Here is a 16,652-nt window from a genome sequence, read left to right as displayed (position 1 = left end):
TATGGTCGGCAGTCAGCTGCGGGGTCAGCCCCGCTCTCTCTTTTTCAGGCCAGCCCCACTGGCCGCAGCAGCGAGATCCCTTGCCCAGATGAACATCGCCCGGCTCAAGAACTTTACCGAGATTGTGAAGAACAACTTCAACATCTCGGCGACGGCGGAGAAGCTTTACACCTCCCAGCCCACCCTCAGCAAGCAGATGAAAATGCTGGAAGATGAGCTGGGACTCGCCCTCTTTACCCGCAAGGGGAAAAATCTGGTCGGCTTGACCAGCGCAGGCGAGCAGGTGATGGAGTTGGCCAAGGGGGTAGTGGCGCAGGTGGAGCAGATCAACCAGCTGTCGCTCGGGGAGCAGTTGGCTACCAGCGGGGTGCTGCGTATCGCCACCACCCACACCCAGGCGCGCTACAAGCTGCCCGTGGTGATTACCGAGTTCAGCCGTCGTTATCCCGATGTGGCGATCCAGCTCCATCAGGGGGCGCCTGCCCAACTGGCCCAGATGGTGCAAAGCGGCGATGTGGATATGGCGATCGCCACCGAGTCCATGTATCTGTTCGATGAGCTGGCCGCGGTGCCCTGTTATCGCTGGGGGCGCAGCGTGGTGGTGCCCCACGGTCATCCGCTGATCGACTGCCAGCCGCTGTCGATGGCTGACCTGGCTCGCTATTCCCTCATCACCTATGTGTTCGGCTTTACCGGCCGCTCCAAGATGGACAAGGCCTTCAGCCGCCACGGCCTCTCGCCGAAAACCGTGCTGACCGCCACCGACACCGATGTGATCAAGCACTACGTCCGGCTCGGGATGGGGGTCGGGGTGATTGCCAGCGTGGCCTTCGACGAGGGGGATAGGGGGGATCTGGTGAGCCTCGACATCGACCACCTGATCGCCTCGAGCACCACCCATATCTGCCTGCGCAAACATGCCCACCTGCGCGACTATATGTACGACTTTATCCACCTCTACGCCCCCCATATCAGCAGGGAGACGGTGCAGCTGCACCTTATCAACCAGCCGCCCGCCGTCAATCTGGTGGAGTTGCCGTGGCTCTAGCCGCGGGGTGTCTGCCGCGTACAGAGCAAAAATACAGAGATAAAAAAAGAGAGGCCTTGGCCTCTCTTCTGGTTTTATCGGCATGCGGGATTAAGCGCTGCGGGTCGCCAGATTGATAAAGATCTGGGCTCCGACCAGCAGGCAGTCGTCATCCAGGTAGTAGGGGATTTGACCTGATGCAGGTAGTTGCAAATCCCTTGGCCTGTCAGGCGCTTTTAGTCGTGGCCAGATTGATAAAGATCTGGGCTCCCACTAAAAGGCAGTCGTCATCGAGGTAGTAGGGGTTTGCATGCAGATAGTTGCAGATCCCCTTGGCCTGACAGCCGCTGCCGAGGAAGAACATGGCCCCCTTGCGGCCACGGCAGGCGTTGACCATATAGCTGAAATCTTCGCTGCCGGTCATCGGCTGACCTTGAGCGTTGATCCCCTCAGAGGGCAATACGTCGGCGGCCGCTTGCAGCAGGCGGGCGCAGGCATCGGCGTGGTTCTCCACCGCCGGATACCCGGCATAGACCATTTTGGTCTTGAAGCCGCGCAGTTCGCTCTGGGCCACGATCTCCTTGAAGCTGTGCTTCAGGATCTGGTCGGTCTCGGCATCCATGGCACGGATGGTGCCGCGCGCCTGCACATGGTCGGCGATGGCGTTGGGGATGGTGCCGCCGTTGATCATGCCGCAGCCAAACACCGCCGGGCTGAACGGACTGGTGCGCTTGGCGACGATATAGTCCATATCCTCGATGATCCGTACCGCTTCGCGGATGGCATCCAGCCCCTTGTGGGGGGTGGAGCCGTGGGCGGAGATACCGTGCACATCCAGCGTCCAGGCGGAGCCCCAGGAGGACATCACACCGTGGTTGAACTTGATGGTGCCGGTCTCCATGGCGCCGTCGTTATGGAGGGCATAGACCTCGTCCACCCCCTTCATGCAGCCCAGTTCAACCATCTTCTCGGCGCCCGGCACCCGCATGTCCTCTTCCGCCATCTGGAAGATAAAGCGGACGTTGTACTGTAGGCGGGAGCGCTGTTCGGAAAGGAATTTGGCTGCGGTCAGGGCGATCGCCATATGGGAGTCGTGACCGCAGTTGTGAGCCATTCCCTTGTGGGTCGACTTGAACGCAACGTCGCTCATGTCGTGCATCTCGAGGCCATCCATGTCGGCCCGGAAGGCGATGGTCGGCAGCACAGGATCAACCACCAGATCGCCGTGGAAACCGGTGAAGCCCGGGTAGTCGGTGAGACGGTAGCCAAAGCCTGCCATCAGCTCGCGGCAGTAGGCCGAGGTCTTGAACTCGACGCCGGAGGCTTCCGGAATGGTGTGCAGATGGTGGCGCACTTCCTGACTGAAGTCGCGCAGGGCCAGCAGGGCCGGTTCAATGTGGATGTTGTTCATCAGATGATCCCTTGAATGGAGAAGCCGAGCTGGGCCACCAGCGAGGCGCCGAAGAAGCAGCAGGTGGAGACGATCATGAAGATCAGAATGACTTTCCAGGACATCTTCTTCAGCTCTTCCAGCTGACCGCCCACCGAGAGACCGGCAAAGGCCAGCAGCGGTACGCAGCAGGAGAGGAAGGAGATCTTGGCGACGGCGTCGATGAAGAGGCCGCGCACCGGGGTCTCCGGCAGGCAGATGAGAATGCCGATGATGGTGGCATAGGCAAACGCCGGCAGGGAGGAGGGCAGATAGCGCTTGGCAATCAGCGAAGCGAACACCACCAGCGACATGGCGATGAAGCTGTCACCCATCAGCCAGAGCGGGGTGCCGGTGGTCAGGGTTTGGGTAAACATGGCCAGCAGGATCGCCAGAAAGACGAACCGCATATCCATTACGATGCTTTTCATGCTTTCTCTCCTTTGGCAGTCAGGGCATAGATTTTTTCAGCGAGCGGCAGACCCAGATAGGTAAGGGAGAGGGCGCCGAGGGCAGACGAGAGCAGGTTCGAGGCTGCCGCGATACTCAGCACCTGCTGAGCCAGCGCTTCGTCGAGACCGTTGATCAGGGCGCCGGAGGCGGCACTCAGCATGGAGCCTGAGCCCACGCCGGAACCGGCGGCCAGCGCCAGCGGGTGCAGGCCAGTGAGCGGGGCGATGCTGCCCAGCACGCTGAACCAGAGGGTGCCAATCACGGAGCCGCACAGGTAGATGGCCAGCACGCCGATGTACTCCTGAGAGCCGGTGCCGAACTTGCCCTGAATTACCGCGACGGACGGCTCACGGCTGATGGAGGAGCAGGCCCCGATGGCGCGGCGGCCAAAGCCGAACTTCACCGCCAGCGGAATGGCGATCAGGATCGGCAGCAGATTGCCAATCTCCTGCAGGAACAGCGGTACGCCGACGCTCAGGATCATCTTCAGGTTGGGGATGATCATCCCCGCATACTGGGTGCCCAGGATCAGCAGGCTGAAGCCCACCATCTTGCCGCAGAAGCCCTCTTCTTTCTCGGTGAAGAGACTCTTCCAGCCGGGGATGCGATCCTTGACCGGCTTGGCGGAGACAATCATGCCGATGATGACGGCAAAGAGCATCGGCAGGAGCGGAATGATGGCGATGCCGATCTTGATCTCCTGCTTGCCTATCAGGTACTGGGCCACAAAGATCAGCATGGCGGTTGCCAATATGCTGACTGTGACCGTCTTGAGGGTGCTGGTTTGCTGCATAGTCTTTTCTCTTGTTATTCCCATGTGTGGCCATCGTCAGGGTTGTCCAGACCGATGATGGGGGCATCATAGGGAGCGAAGAGGGGTAGGAATGTGACCTTCATCAAGCTGGCCATATGGCATTTTTTCATGGGGTATGCCCTTTAACCCTATGGATACCAAGGGTTAAATGCCGTTAACAGAACGTCAGCATTGGCAGGACAAGATACGCAAACAGGAGGGAGATGGTGACACCGCCCTGCAGGGCGGTGACGCGTATCAGACGGGCGTTTTGAGCCGTGCACTGCGCAGCAGCAGGGGCAGTTGGTAGAGCACCAGGGCGCCGAGCACCAGTCCGGCTCCGGCCAGTTTGGCGCCGCCGAGGGGTTCGCTATAGAAGAGGGTGCTCAGGATCAGCGTCCAGACCGGTTCCAGCAGCATCATCAGGGCGGCGTGAGCGGTAGTCATCTTGCTCAACGCATGGGTGAGCAGCCAGTAGCGCAGGGTGGTGGCGATCAAGACGCTCGCCGCAAACCAGCCCCAGATACTGTGACTAACCCCGGCCTCGGGCCACTGTTCGGTCAGCAGGGAGAGCAGGGTGCCGAGCAGGCCGGTCATCGCCAGCTGGATGCAGGTGAGCCAGGTGGGGGCAATGGATTGGGCGAAGTGGCGATGGACGGCAAGCTGGATGCCGAGAGTGGTGGCCGCCGCCAGAAACCAGAACAGCGAGAGCGACACGCCCCAGTGGGTACTGCTGGAGAGCAGCAGCAAACCGGCGATGGCGATGGGCAGGGTGAGCCAGTAGTGGCGGCCGGGCTTGGCTCGAAAGGCTCCCCAGGCGGCCAGCGGGGCCATCAGGGTGGCGACGCTCATGATAAAGGCGCCGCTGCCCAGCGCATCGCTCTGGCTGATGGCGGTGACCCACAGAAGCAGGCTGGCACCGAGCAATGTGCCGCAACCGGCAGCGCGCACCAGTTGGGCGCGAGTCGGCGGCGGTTCACGCAGCCAGGCGAGGGGCAGCAACAGCAGGGCGGCCAGCAGAAAGCGGCTGCCGATAAAGGCGGCAGGGGGCAGTTCGCGGATCGCCTCTTTTGAGAAGAGCCAGCCGGCAGCGGCCAGCAGGGTGACCAGTACCATCAGCAGCAGGGGAGTGCGGTTCATCGGGGTCGTCATGGTGAAATGGAGGGGAGAGCATAAAGGAAAGGCGCCAGGTATTGCTACCTGGCGCCTTTCGCATCTGCCTTGAACCGCCATCGCGGCTCGCGGCCAGCAATCAGTTCATGCCGTAACGCTTGAGCTTCTTGCGCAGGGTGCCACGGTTGATACCCATCATCACGGCAGCGCGAGTCTGGTTACCACGGGTGTACTGCATGATCACGTCCAGCATCGGCGCTTCGACTTCGGAGAGAACCATATCGTACAGATCAATCACTTCCTGACCGTTCAACTGGGCCAGGTAGTTACGCAGGGCCTGTTGCACAGAGTCACGCAGGGGGCGCTGGGTCGGCTCGGCAGCGTGATTGTGAGTAGTTGTTACCAATGCATCAGAAGTCAGGGTTTGTTCGAACATATTCGGTCGGCTCTTTAGTTATCTTGTTAACCTAATCCATCGAAATACGCTTCGAGTGCCTCAAGTTGCGCGTCTGCGCAATCCAGGGCATTGAAGTGCTTACGGAATTCTCGGCCCGTCTCTTCTTCATCCAGATACCAGCCCACGTGTTTACGGGCTATGCGCGCTCCCAGATATGCACCATAAAACCGGTGCAGGTTGGTTACATGCTCGTTCATCAGGGTGCGAACCTCTTCCCTCTCGGGAGGCGGCAGCTTGGTGCCCGTCTCAAGAAAATGACGGATTTCCCGGAAAATCCAGGGTCGTCCTTGCGCAGCTCGGCCGATCATCACGGCGTCAACACCGGTATAGTCGAGGACATACCGGGCTTTCTCCGGGCTGTTGATGTCACCATTGGCGACAACAGGAATCGATACGGCCTGCTTAATCGCCCTGATCGTGTCGTACTCCGCTTCGCCCTTGTAGAGGCAGGCACGGGTACGACCATGCACGGCAAGGGCCGCGATACCGCAATCTTCGGCGATTCGGGCGATCTCCACGCCATTGCGGTTATCCGGATCCCATCCTGTGCGGATCTTCAAGGTGACAGGCACCTCCACTGCATCCACCACGGCCCGGCAAATTGCTTTGACCTGATCGGGGGCACGCAGCAGGGCAGAACCTGCCAACTTCTTATTCACTTTTTTTGCCGGACATCCCATGTTGATGTCGACGATCTGTGCGCCCTGCTCCACGTTGTAGCGGGCAGCAAACGCCATCATCTCGGGGTCGGCTCCGGCAATCTGGACCGATCGCAATCCGCCTTCTGCAGAGTGATCCATCCTCATCCGGGTTTTCTGGGTATCCCAGACATCCGGGTTGGCCAGCAGCATCTCGGAAACGGCCATGCCAGCCCCCAATCGCAAACAAAGTTCACGGAATGGTCGGTCAGTTACACCGGCCATGGGAGCCACAATCAAGGGAGTTTCAAGCGTGTGGGGACCTATCTGCATTCCACGGTTACCATCGGCTTAGGGCGGCGTATATTACGCATTTTTTAGGCAGGAGAAAAGGTTAGTATTTGAGCGTCAGCCATTTTTTTCTGAAAAAAACGTCGCGCCAAGGCTTGCAAATTCTGGAGTTATTGAAAAACGGCCAGATTGCCGGAGAGTGAGCGCTGTACCATTCGGGTCGGACGCCTGCATAATTGTCAGTCCACTTGCAGGCCCGCTTTGCGTTATGATAGCGGGCTTAAGTCGAGCAAATGCTCCAAACATTTATGCAACAAAAGCGGATTGGGGATCTATGACGTCAAGGTTCATTAAATCACTCTGGCCGTGTCTGATGGGGGCCGTGCTGGGGTCGGCGCAGGCGCAAACTATCAGCTTCGGTGAAGCCTGGACCAGGGTCATCCAGCAGGATGAAGGGCTGGCTGCCGAGCAGGCCGGGGTCGATCGGGCCAAGCAGCTGCGCGAGGCGGCCAAGGATATGTATCTGCCCAAGGTGGATCTGGGGGCCAGCTATACCCATCTTGATCAGCCGATTGAACTTGATGCCCTCGATCTCAATCCGCTGGCCAAGCAGAAAGATCTGATCCTGGCACTCGGCAGCCTGTTCGGGGTCGGGGCCAACGCATTTGTCACTCCCCTGACCAAACAGAATGTGGTGACCAGCTCGGTCAAGATGCTCTGGCCGCTTTTTGCCGGTGGCCGCATCGATGCGGCGCAGGATATCCGTCAGGCGCAGGTGAGCGAGGCGCAGCAGCTGCTGGTGCTCAAGCAGCAATCCACCTTCGAGAGCCTCTCCCAGACCTATTTCGGTGTGGTGCTGGCTGCTCAGGTGGTGCAGACCAAACAGGAGATCGAAGAGGGGCTGGCCCACCATCTGGATCACGCCAAGAAGCTCGAAGCGCAGGGGCAGATAGCCAGGGTGGAGTGCCTCTCCGCCCAGTCGGCCTATGATCGGGCCCGCATCGATACCCAGAAGGCGCGCCGCAGCCTCGAGATCGCCGAGCTGGCCCTTGGCCGCATGCTGAAGTTGCCAAATGCCCAGCCGGGCAGCGGCCTGTTCGTCAACAAGGAGCTGCCGCGCCTTGAGGGGTTGGTGAGCCAGACCCTGGAGGTGCACCCCGGTCTTAAGCTGCTCACTGCCAAGAAGGAGCAGGCCAAGGGGCTGATCCGAGTCGAGCAGGGCAAATATGCCCCCGAGGTGTTCCTGTTCGGCAACTACAACCTCTATGAAGATGATTCACTCGCCTCCAAGACTGCGCCGGACTGGCTGGTGGGGGTGGGGGTCAGCATGCCGCTGGTGAGCCGCGATGGCCGCTCCGAGACGGTGCAGGCCGCCAAGAGTGCCGAGTTGCAGGTCAATCTGCTGCAGGCCAAGACCCGTCAGGATCTGGAGTTGCTCGTTGAGAAGACCTGGCGTGAAGCGGCGCAGGGGCTGGAGGAGTATCAATCCCTCTCTTCCACCCAGGCGCTGGCAGAGGAGAACGTGCTGCTGCGGGACAAAGCCTTCGGGCAGGGGCTCTCTACCTCCCTCGATGTGGTGGATGCCCAGAACCAGCTGGCGGGGGTCAAGACCCAGCGTGCGGCGGCGGCTTATCAATATGTGGTGTCTCTGGCCCGTCTGCTGGCGCTCTCCGGCCAGATGAACAGTTTCAATCAATATCAGCACGGTCAGGTGATCGAGGTGAACTCATGATCGCACTCCAGCCCGTTCCTTTTTCTATCTCTGTTTCGACCGCCAAGGGTCGCCCGTTTGTCGAGGTGAAGTGATGAGCCATCCCCCCATCAAAAAGAAGATGAGCCAGGGTAAACCGCTGTTGTTGCCGCTGGTGCTGGTGATCCTGGTGGTCTGGCTGGGCTGGCGCTTCTGGCTCGCTTATCAGCCGGAGCCGGTGCATCTGCAAGGGCAGATTGAAGCGCAGCAATATTCGGTCTCCTCCAAGGTGCCGGGTCGTATCGACGAAGTGTTGGTGAAAAAGGGTGATCAGCTGACCAAGGATCAGCTGGTCTTTACCCTGGCGAGCCCCGAGATCGAAGCCAAGCTGAGCCAGGCCAAGGCCGGTGAGGCCGCTGCGGGGGCGCTGGCGCAAGAGGCAGAGAAAGGGGCCCGAGCCCAACAGATCGCTGCCGCCAAGGATCAGTGGCAAAAAGCCAAGGCTGCCGCCCAACTGCGTGGCAAGACCTATGAGCGGGTCGCCAGCCTGCACCGCGACGGCGTAATGCCGCTGCAAAAACGCGACGAGGCCTGGACCGCGTGGCAAGCTGCACGCTACAGCGAAGGGATGGCGTGGCAACAGTACCAGATGGCGTTGGAAGGGGCGCGGGAAGAGACCAAGATCGCCGCTCGCGAGAAGGCCAAGATGGCGGCGGGTTCTGTTGCCGAGGTTGAGGCCTATCTGGCCGACACCCGCATCACCAGCCCCCACAATGGTGAAGTGAGTCAGGTACTGCTGCGTAGCGGCGAGCTGGCGCCACAAGGCTTCCCGGTGGTGACCCTGCTCGACATGAGCGATGCCTGGGCCCAGTTCCACGTTCGCGAGGATCTGCTGCCCCGCTTCCCGGTCGGTACCGAGTTTGATGCCCGCATCCCGGGCCTTGGCGATCAGACCGTGCGCTTCAAGGTGACCCATGTGGCCGTGATGGGGGATTTCGCCACCTGGCGTGCCACCGATACCCGTCAGGGCTTCGACATGAAGAGCTTCCTGGTGGAGGCTCGCCCGCTGCAACCGGTTGAGGGGTTGCGGGTTGGCATGAGTGTGCTGGTTGAACTCTGATGGGACGTGAATTTCGGCTGCTGTGGCAGGATCCCTTCAGTCGTGCCCTGATGAGCTGGGTGCCGCTGCTGCTGATGGGGATCCTCTGCTGGATCTTCTCGGCAGGATTGGCCCGCGACCTCAAGGTGGGGCTGGTGGATCTCGACCACAGCATGCTCTCGCGCCAGCTCGCCTTCTCGCTGGATGGCTCGGCGGGGCTCAAGGTGGCGCAACAGTTCGACTCCATCGATGCCGGTGCCCACGCCCTGCGCGGTGGCGACATCTATGCGCTGGTGGTGATCCCCAACCATCTGGAGCGGGATGCCCGTCAGGGCACCCAGCCGCAGGTGACGGTGTTCAACAACGGCCAGTTCATCCTGATCGCCAAGCTGGTCAACTCTGCGCTGGCGCAGGTGGTAGGCACCCTTAACGGTCAGGTCGGCGTGCTGGAGGCGATGGCCGATGGCAAGGCGCTGCCCGGCGCGCTCGGGCAGTCGGTGCCCATCAGCAGTCAGGTCACTGCGCTCTATAACCTCAACTCCAGCTATGCCCAATTTCTGCTGAGCGCCATTCTGCCCGCGGTGTGGCAGATCCTGGTGGTGCTGTTCGGCCTCAATGCACTGGCCCGTAATGATCGGCTGGGGCTGGACTGGACCACTCGCGGTGTCTGGTTTGGCCTCTGGCGCACCCTGCTGCCCCACATGCTGATTGGCTGGGGCTGGGGAATTGTCTGGACACTGCTGCTGTTCAAGGGCTTCTCCTACCCCATGCACGGCAGCTGGCTGGTGCTGGTGGTGGGTCTGGGGCTCGCCTCGGTCGCCTGCGTTACCATGGGGGCCTTCTTTTACGGCATAATTCGGGATCCGGCCCGCGCCCTGTCGCTGGCGGGGGCTTACACGGCGCCCGGTTTTGCCTTTATGGGGGTCACCTTTCCGGTGAGCGCCATGGGGGATTTCGCCCGCTTCTGGCGCAGCCTGTTGCCGGTCTCTCACTATGTGGAGCTGCAGATTGGCCAGAGCAACTATGGTTTGCCCCTCGCATCCGCTCTGCCGCAATTGGGGGCGCTGCTGCTGTTCCTGCTCCCCCTGCTGCTGGTGGTGCGCCGTTACAAGCAGCAGGCCGAGCTGGCCCGTCAATCTGCCGCAGTGGCGAGCGCCGAAAAGGAGCCTGAGTGATGTTGGGATTTGTCGATCTGTTGCGCCTAGAGCTGCGCACCCTGCTGGCGGATCGCGCCATCATGCTCACCCTGTTTGGCGGGGTGATCTTCTACTCGTTTCTCTATCCCCAGCCCTATCTGCATCAGCTGCCGCGGGAAGAGGCGGTGGTGGTGGTCAACGAGGATGGCAGTCAGTTGTCCCGTCAGCTGGAGTTTATGGCCGATGCCACGCCGCAGGTGAAGCTGGTTGCGCGGGCCAATTCGCTGGCCGAGGCGCGCCAGCTGATGATGGCCGGGAAGGCGAGCGGGATCCTGCATATCCCCAACCACTTCTATCGAGATCTGATGCAGGGCAAGGGCGTCACCCTGAGCTATGCCGGTGATGCCTCCTACTTTCTGGTCTACGGCACCATTGCCGAAGGACTGGCGCAGGCCGGTGGCACTCTCGCCGCCCAGGTGAAGGTGGCGCGGCTGCTGAGCCACGGCGAGGCGCTGCCACAAGCGGCCACGGGCTGGAATGCGGTGGCCCTCAACGTGGTGCCGGTGTTCAATCCCACCATGGGCTACGTCAACTACGTGGTGCCGGCGGTATTTGTGCTGATCCTCCATCAGGTGTTGCTGATGGGGGTGGGGATCCTGGGGGCGACCCAGAACCAGCGCAGCTGCCGCGGCGAGCATGGTTACTGGCAAAGCGCGCCGGTGTTGCCGCTGCTGCTGGCCAGAACTCTGGTGCTGGCGGGGTTGTTCCTGCTGCCGGTGAGCTACTTCCTTGGCTTCTGCTTTGATCACTACAATATCGCTCGCCATGCCGACCCGGTGCAGCTTTGGCTATTCGCCCTGCCGTTTCTGCTGGCGACCTGCTGGTTTGGCGTGGGGCTCGGCGCCATCTTTACCCGGCGGGATCTGCCCACTCAGGTGGTGCTCATCTCCTCCCTGCCGCTGGTCTTTCTGGCGGGCTTTATCTGGCCGCTCGAGCTGATCCCGGCGCCCCTCAACTGGCTGGCTCAGTGGGTGCCCACTATCCCGGCCATCGAGGGTTTTCTGCGCCTCAACCAGATGGGGGCCGACTTTTCGCAGGTTTCCCGTTACTGGTGGCAGCTGTGGGGACTGGCGCTGCTTTACGGCGTGCTGGCCTGCCTGCTGCTGCGTTGGCGGCAGCAGTCGTTGCCGGTTGCTCGCCCGTCAGTCGCTCAGAGTGAAACGACCGCCGGTTAAGCGGGATGGTGCAAGCGCGTGTGCGGTAAAGCGAAAACGGTCAGCCCTTGGGCTGACCGTTTTGTTATGTGGTGGGGTTAAGCGGTTTTACTGCTGCTTTAGCCACGCTGGAGCGTGGGATCCCCGATGGCGTAGATCTGCCCCACCGCCGTCTCATCCGCCAGCAGACGCAGCCCTTGGGCGGCCACATCGGCGCGGCGCACCAGTCCGTGTACCTCCTTGCCCTGACTCAGTTCGGCGCGGCCGGTGGCGTCGCCATCCTGAAGGCCCGCCGGGCGCAGAATGGTCCATGCGAGGGCGCTGGTCTGCAGCCAGCTCTCCGCCAGACTCTTGAGGCGCACCTCGTGACCGAAGGCGGCGCGGGCCCGCTCCGGCAGATACTGCCAGCTGTCGCCACAGCCGAGGGAGGTGACCAGCAGCAGCCGTTGCAGGCCTGCCTGCTCCATGGCATCGATCACATGTCGGTTGCCCTGATAGTCCACCGGCGCGGCCTGACGGAAGCTGCCGAGGGTGGAGACGACCTGTGTATCTTGCCCCGCACGGGCACATGCCTGCTGCACCGCAGCCGGATCCAGCGCATCCCCTTCGATGACTTCGACCCCCAGCGCACATAGTTCTGTGGCCATCTCGGGGTTGCGTACCAGCGCAACGACCCGGTGACCCTGGCTCAGGGCGTGATGAGTAAAGGCGCGGCCCAGCCCGCGGCTGGCTCCGAAAATCAGTGTGGTTGGCATAGCTGAGCTCCCTTGGCAAAAGGGGCTAGCCTAGTGGCTTGTTCGCCTGCTGTAAATGAGAGTTGTTTCTATTTGTGAGGCAGCAAGGAGGAGAAGGTGCGAGCCGTCAGCGACTCGCACTCTTTGAGAGGCATCAGCCGTTGTAGTTGCCGATGCTGGGGCGACGGCTGGGGCCGCTCAGGTGGATATCCACCGGATTGAATGCCTTGATCGCCTCATAGCTGAAATCACCGATCGCCTGATGCAGGCTCTGGGGCGTGTGGTTGGTGATGATGATGACGCTCTTTGACAGGTTGCGACGGCGGCGCAGCAGGTGGCCGAGGAAGCTGGACTGGCTCTCCGCCATTTTGGCGCGGTTGGCCGATACCTCATCGATGATCAGCAGATCCACCTCTTCCAGCGCGCGGCGGTACTGGTTGCGCTCGTCCTGATCGGGGATGACGTTGAAGAACAGCCGATCGACGATGGAGGCCCACTGCTGGAAGATCACCGATTTCTGGTGACGGGCGATCAGCTCATGCGCTACCGCTCCCGCCAGGGTCGACTTGCCGGTGCCGTAGTCGCCGTAGATCAGCATGCAGCCGCCACCGCTCTTCTCCCAGTGCTCGAAACCGCTGATAAAGTAACGGGCGGTTTCGATGGGGTATTGCAGCGCCGGATCTGTGGCATCCATCTTGTCAAATACCCAGTCGGGGTTGAGGTCGGCTTGGGCGATCAGCTTCTGGATCCGCTCCTGACGGGCCGCCTTCTGCAGCTCGCGCACCTCGGCGTTGGCCTTGGCGTCGTACTCCTTGCGCAGGGTCTCGTAGTCATACTGGCCGCCACCGGTCTCTTGTTGCAGGCGACGAATGCGCTCCAGCAGGCCACCCACATGGCGGCTCAATTCCGGGTCGTGAATGCGGTGATCCTGCTTGGCCTTGGCGATCTTCTGGCGCTTGGCTTCGATCTCTTCCAGCTCCTGGCGCAGGGGATCTTGCGGGTCAGTCATGGAATGCTCCTTCTGCTCGATCAGGGATGGGTAGACAAGGGGTTGATTCTGCCTGCAGGCGGGGGCCGCTATCAATCATTATCCGGCTCCTGCTGCGCAGCGGGTTCTTGCGTCTGCTGTTGGGCCAGTCGCTTGGCCTCTTCAATCATCTGTTGGGCCCGTTTGCTGGGGCCCGACTCTGCCGGGGCCGGCGTCACCTGTTGGTAGCCCTGCACCTCCATCGGCTTGCGACGGGTATAGCGGCGGGTCTTGAGGGCGCGAATAAACTTGAGCATCCATTGATGCTGGGAGTCGAACACCTCGGGGCGCCCCAGCCAGTAGGCGATAAATTCTCCCAGATCCTCTTCGCTATAGCTGGCATCGATCACTCCGCACAGGCGGGCGAGGGCGGGCAGCTCCTCGTCCGGTCGCCATTGCAGATGCATCTGGAAGGGGCGCTCCGGCAGCGGGCTGCGCAACTTCTGGGTCAGCAATGGCAATTGGAACGGGCACTGATGGTAGTGCTCACTCTCGGGCTGGGTCTCGACTTGCAGCAGGCCCGCCTCCATCAGTTCATCGAACAGCTCGGTGAGCTGGCGGGCATTGACCTGAAACGAAAAGCCGCAGGGATCACCCGGATCGACCACTGCCAGCGCCCGACCCAGCTCGGGATAGTTGAGCCGGGCCGCCTGATTTTCCAGCACCAGTCGGCGCAGCTGCAGGGTATAGAGACTGCGAGCCGGATGGGACAATCTTGGGTGGGCAAGGGCGCTGTATTCGGCTGGGGTCATGGTCTTCTTCACGAGCTGGAGTGGGGGGCATTATCCCCTATGGTGCTCTCCTGCACAATTCGTCACACTGCAAGTGAGTGCCCTGCATGGTCGGGTGGTGAAAATTGAGCGTACCGCGGAGCGTTGAGCAGGGAGAGCGGGATTGTGTCGATAATCCAGCAGCTTGCACTATTTTGGTATGCAGATTAGCCAATCCGGCTATTTGTGACGCAAGGCACGCGGCATTTCTGCTGATTTAGACTAGTCTTATTACTTAAATAAACAATTGACTCATAAGGTTTTTGTCAACATGCCAAAACCCGGACTGCGGATCCTGGTGGTGGAAGACGAAGCAGTTTTTCGCCATTCGTTAGTGAGTTACCTCGCGCGGGACGGGGCAACGGTGTTTCAGGCTGAGGATGGAATTGAAGGGTTGTCAGCTGCAGCGATTTATCATCCCGACGTGGTACTGTGCGATCTCAATATGCCCAATATGGATGGCCGCGAGGTAATCGCCTGTCTCTCTGCGCGCTATCCCCATATTCCGGTTATCGTCATTTCGGCCCAGAGCTCCATGGAGGCGGTCGCCAGTGCCTTGCGTGCCGGTGCTCGGGACTACCTGCTCAAGCCCCTCGAGAACTTCGCACTGGTCGATCGCAGTATCGACCAGTGCCTGAATGGGAGTTCCACGCGAGCTCAGCAGCTCGAATTGATGGCGCATATGGATTACTTCAGTGCGCATGATCGGGCTGCCAGCCGTTTGCTCGCCGGGCTGAAGCCACCGGGATTGCAGGAGTGGGGCCCCTGGCAGGTCACGTTCAAGGGGCTTGGGCACCTCTTCATTCCCGATACCTTCAAGGTGGAAGACAAGCTGCTGGTGCTGGTGATGGAGATGCCCATCATGGGGACGGATGCAGGATTTTGCGGGGCGCTGGTGCGCTCTCTGATGAACGTGCCCTATCGCCAGTTTCAGCAGAACGAGAGCCGTTTGCTGAGCCAACCGCACCGGTTGCTCGACTACCTAAACCATCAGTTGATGGAGTCCGGGTTGCGCCACGCTTTTGCCATGGCTGCTCTGCTGTTTGATCAGCACGATGGGCTGGTATTTGCCAATGCCGGGCTCACTTCCCCCCACTGGTTGATGCGCTCGGGTGGATTACCGCTTGGTCTGATGCGCAACAGCCACTACGCTCTGCACAAACGCAGCTGGCATGAACCATTCGATCTGCAGTTTCGCAGCGACAGCGGTAGTGCGCTCAATGTGCAGGTGCGTCATCACTGAGGCTGCTTGACTAGAGACCAAAACAGACAAGGCGCCCGATGGGCGCCCTGTCTGTTGTCTACAATCCTGACCGTTTAGACGGTGGCGGAGTGTAGTTTCTTCTCTTGAGCTTGCGGCTCTTTGGCCGGGCCTTCGGCACCGTGCATCCAGTAAACCAGACGATTAGCCATGGTCAGCAGCAACAGGGCGCTCAGCACCGCAGCCAGGGCGATGCCACCGAAGATGGCGATCGGGCCGGCTTCACCAACAATGGAGCCGATAAAGCCCGCAGCATAGTTGGCGATGGCGATAAAGCCCATCCAGGCACCCATCATGAGGGAAGCCAGACGCAGCGGAGCCAGTTTGGTCACCATGGAGAGGCCGATCGGGGAGAGGCAGAGCTCGCCCAGGGTGTGGAACAGGTATGCGCCAACCAGCCAGAACATGGAGGTCTTGACGGTGTTGTCACCACCCTGCTGTAGCACGGCACCCACCATGAACAGGAAGCCGATAGCCAGGAACAGCAGACCCATGGCGAATTTCACCGGAGAGTTCGGCTCTTTCTTGCCGAGCTTGATCCAGATGGCCGCAACGACCGGTGCCAGAGTGATGATGAAGAAGGGGTTCAGGGACTGGAACCAGGCAGTCGGCACTTCGAAGCTGCCGATCATGCGGTCGGTATACTCCTGGGTGTAGAGGTTCATCAGACCACCGGCCTGCTCGAAGCCGGCCCAGAAGATGATGGTGAACAGACCCAGTACCAGAATAACCTTGATGCGATCCACTTCCTGCTTGGTCAGCGGTGCTTTCTGCTCGGTAGTACGCAGGGCGGCTGCGCGCTGGGCGGCAGTGACACGACCGATGTCACCCAGGAAACGTTGGGCCATGGTGGCCTGGATCACCAGAGAGAGCAGCATGCCGATACCGGCGCCGACGAAGGCTGCTTGCCAGCCGTAGGCGGTGGCGGCAGCACCACAGATCACACCTGCCAGCAGGGAACCCAGGTTGATGCCCATGTAGAAGATGGTGAAAGCACCATCACGGCGGTGATCGCCCTCTTCATAGAGGTCACCCACCATGGTGGAGATGTTCGGTTTGAACAGGCCGTTACCCACGATCAGCAACGCGAGGCCCGTGTAGAACATGGTGTTGACCATATCCGGAAACATGGCGTGGGGCAGTGCCAGAGTGAACTGACCTGCGGCCATCAGCACGGCACCGATCAGGATGGCGCGACGTTGACCCAGGAAGGTGTCAGCCAGCCAGCCGCCGATCAGCGGAGTGATATAAACCAGACCGGTATAGATACCGTAGAGTTTGAGGGCATCTGCCTGACTCCAGCCCAGACCGCCGTTGGCAGTCAGGTCGGTCAGATAGAGCACCAGTACGGCACGCATGCCGTAATAGGAGAATCTCTCCCACAGTTCGGTACTAAAGAGCAAAAAAAGCCCTTTAGGGTGACCTAAAAAGGTCCCTTTTGACGGGTTATTCATTGGAACTTCCACCTGTGTCTTATATTTTTTTGAGTTTTTTATGCAAGGGCGAGAAACACGCCTCAA

At 60.6% G+C, this 16,652-nt stretch carries 16 protein-coding genes; 6 read left to right on the top strand and 10 right to left on the bottom strand.

Translation table 11 applies throughout. The features are described from left to right. Positions 1-88: 88 nt before the first annotated feature. Complete coding sequence (locus tag G5193_RS11405; RefSeq protein ID WP_421206041.1) at positions 89-1,048, top strand: LysR substrate-binding domain-containing protein; 960 nt, start codon at positions 89-91, stop codon at positions 1,046-1,048. Between the two features lie 205 nt (positions 1,049-1,253). Here G5193_RS11405 and G5193_RS11400 read toward each other — a convergent pair whose 3' ends face one another. From G5193_RS11400 to dusB, 6 genes are all read right to left on the bottom strand, one after another. Further along, the gene (locus G5193_RS11400) at positions 1,254-2,438 is read right to left on the bottom strand and encodes a M20 metallopeptidase family protein (RefSeq protein WP_421206040.1); all 1,185 of its coding nucleotides are present in this window, start codon (positions 2,436-2,438) and stop codon (positions 1,254-1,256) included. Beyond that, positions 2,438-2,887, bottom strand: coding sequence for a hypothetical protein (locus G5193_RS11395; RefSeq protein ID WP_033114935.1), 450 nt, complete (start codon positions 2,885-2,887; stop codon positions 2,438-2,440). Before G5193_RS11395 ends, G5193_RS11400 begins: the two co-directional genes overlap by 1 nt. Beyond that, entirely contained in the window at positions 2,884-3,702 is an 819-nt protein-coding gene (locus G5193_RS11390) for a DUF3100 domain-containing protein (protein ID WP_421206039.1), read from the bottom strand. The genes G5193_RS11395 and G5193_RS11390 overlap by 4 nt, the downstream gene beginning before the upstream one ends. Before the next feature lie 258 nt (positions 3,703-3,960). Beyond that, positions 3,961-4,842 carry a DMT family transporter gene (locus tag G5193_RS11385; RefSeq protein WP_167573803.1) on the bottom strand — a complete coding sequence of 294 codons (882 nt, stop codon included), beginning with the start codon at positions 4,840-4,842 and terminating at the stop codon, positions 3,961-3,963. A 112-nt stretch (positions 4,843-4,954) separates the two neighbouring features. After that, positions 4,955-5,251, bottom strand: coding sequence for a DNA-binding transcriptional regulator Fis (fis, locus tag G5193_RS11380; RefSeq protein ID WP_005309538.1), 297 nt, complete (start codon positions 5,249-5,251; stop codon positions 4,955-4,957). A 26-nt stretch (positions 5,252-5,277) separates the two neighbouring features. Next, a complete protein-coding gene (dusB, locus tag G5193_RS11375; RefSeq protein ID WP_019445016.1) occupies positions 5,278-6,243 on the bottom strand; it encodes a tRNA dihydrouridine synthase DusB in 966 nt (321 codons plus the stop codon). A 292-nt stretch (positions 6,244-6,535) separates the two neighbouring features. Here dusB and G5193_RS11370 point away from each other — a divergent pair, with 292 nt between their 5' ends. The 4 genes from G5193_RS11370 to G5193_RS11355 all read left to right on the top strand — a co-directional run bounded on the left by G5193_RS11370 (position 6,536) and on the right by G5193_RS11355 (position 11,361). Then, complete coding sequence (locus G5193_RS11370; RefSeq protein ID WP_199258709.1) at positions 6,536-7,933, top strand: TolC family protein; 1,398 nt, start codon at positions 6,536-6,538, stop codon at positions 7,931-7,933. A gap of 73 nt (positions 7,934-8,006) precedes the next feature. Beyond that, positions 8,007-9,011 (top strand): HlyD family secretion protein, encoded by a 1,005-nt coding sequence (locus G5193_RS11365; protein ID WP_158111906.1) that lies wholly within the window; start codon positions 8,007-8,009, stop codon positions 9,009-9,011. Then, positions 9,011-10,165, top strand: coding sequence for an ABC transporter permease (locus G5193_RS11360; protein ID WP_420925166.1), 1,155 nt, complete (start codon positions 9,011-9,013; stop codon positions 10,163-10,165). The genes G5193_RS11365 and G5193_RS11360 overlap by 1 nt, the downstream gene beginning before the upstream one ends. Next, positions 10,165-11,361, top strand: coding sequence for an ABC transporter permease (locus tag G5193_RS11355; protein WP_420925167.1), 1,197 nt, complete (start codon positions 10,165-10,167; stop codon positions 11,359-11,361). Before G5193_RS11360 ends, G5193_RS11355 begins: the two co-directional genes overlap by 1 nt. 98 nt (positions 11,362-11,459) lie before the next feature. On the opposite strand, the gene G5193_RS11350 is transcribed toward G5193_RS11355, so the two are convergent. The 3 genes from G5193_RS11350 to G5193_RS11340 all read right to left on the bottom strand — a co-directional run bounded on the left by G5193_RS11350 (position 11,460) and on the right by G5193_RS11340 (position 13,853). Further along, entirely contained in the window at positions 11,460-12,095 is a 636-nt protein-coding gene (locus G5193_RS11350; protein ID WP_421206038.1) for an SDR family oxidoreductase, read from the bottom strand. Between the two features lie 133 nt (positions 12,096-12,228). Continuing rightward, positions 12,229-13,083 (bottom strand): DnaA ATPase domain-containing protein, encoded by an 855-nt coding sequence (locus G5193_RS11345; protein ID WP_042010405.1) that lies wholly within the window; start codon positions 13,081-13,083, stop codon positions 12,229-12,231. A gap of 71 nt (positions 13,084-13,154) precedes the next feature. Next, positions 13,155-13,853, bottom strand: a complete 699-nt coding sequence (locus G5193_RS11340) for a DnaT-like ssDNA-binding domain-containing protein (RefSeq protein ID WP_421206037.1) — start codon at positions 13,851-13,853, stop codon at positions 13,155-13,157. A gap of 289 nt (positions 13,854-14,142) precedes the next feature. On the opposite strand from G5193_RS11340, the gene G5193_RS11335 reads away from it, so the two are divergent. Beyond that, positions 14,143-15,114, top strand: a complete 972-nt coding sequence (locus G5193_RS11335) for a response regulator (protein ID WP_421206036.1) — start codon at positions 14,143-14,145, stop codon at positions 15,112-15,114. Between the two features lie 74 nt (positions 15,115-15,188). Here the strand turns inward: G5193_RS11335 and G5193_RS11330 are convergent, their stop codons facing one another. Then, positions 15,189-16,586 carry a peptide MFS transporter gene (locus G5193_RS11330; RefSeq protein WP_227341975.1) on the bottom strand — a complete coding sequence of 466 codons (1,398 nt, stop codon included), beginning with the start codon at positions 16,584-16,586 and terminating at the stop codon, positions 15,189-15,191. Between the last annotated feature and the right edge of the window lie 66 nt (positions 16,587-16,652).

Origin of the sequence: Aeromonas sp. 601027 (genome assembly GCF_049174455.1) — a bacterium.
GTDB classification, from domain to species: domain Bacteria; phylum Pseudomonadota; class Gammaproteobacteria; order Enterobacterales; family Aeromonadaceae; genus Aeromonas; species Aeromonas veronii_A.
This window is presented reverse-complemented; position numbering and strand designations above follow the sequence as displayed.